1 protein-coding gene is annotated in these 596 nt (G+C 42.4%); it reads right to left on the bottom strand.

Annotation, left to right across the window (positions count from 1 at the left end):
* Positions 1–596: glutamate--tRNA ligase family protein (locus H5159_RS20755; RefSeq protein ID WP_259399138.1), on the bottom strand; the 596-nt coding region annotated here is incomplete at both ends.

Raw genomic sequence — 596 nt, 5'->3', positions numbered from 1 at the left:
CGAGCACGTGATAAGTCAGAGCCTAATATTTCCATTGCATCAAGCACTGACGTACTTGACGTTTTGCCAGTAATTGCGACAAATATTGGCTCTAAAAAGTCTTTAATCTTAAGCTCGTGGAATGTTGCAACTTCTTTTGCAATTGCAAAAATAGCGGGCTTTTCAAAGCTACGTAAACCTTCAAGCTGCCATACAAAAAATTGTAGAGCTTGGCGAATCACGTTTTCGTCTGCTTTACCGGCTGTTAATAGCGCAGGATCGTAAGTTGGAATACCACCTACAAAGTGCCCTGCAAGCTCAACCATATCCGACAGGGTATTAATACGTGTTTTAACTTCTGGTAATATTTTAGCGAGCATTTCGCCGTTAAACTTCCAATCAACAAAGCGCTGAATTAACTGCTCGTCGGTTAGATTTTCGCGGATCCACATGCCGTTTAACCAGCTTAGTTTATCTACGTCGAATACAGGGCCACCAAGCGATACGCGCTTCATGTCAAAGTTTTCAATCATTTCATTAAGTGTGAACTTTTCACGCTCATCTGGCATTGACCAACCCATACGACCTAAGTAGTTAAGCACGGCTTCTGGCAGGTA

Source organism: Pseudoalteromonas sp. SG43-1 (assembly GCF_014164415.1).
Taxonomy (GTDB): domain Bacteria; phylum Pseudomonadota; class Gammaproteobacteria; order Enterobacterales; family Alteromonadaceae; genus Pseudoalteromonas; species Pseudoalteromonas distincta.
Note: the sequence above shows the minus strand (reverse complement) of the source record. Positions and strands in the feature narration are given on the sequence as shown.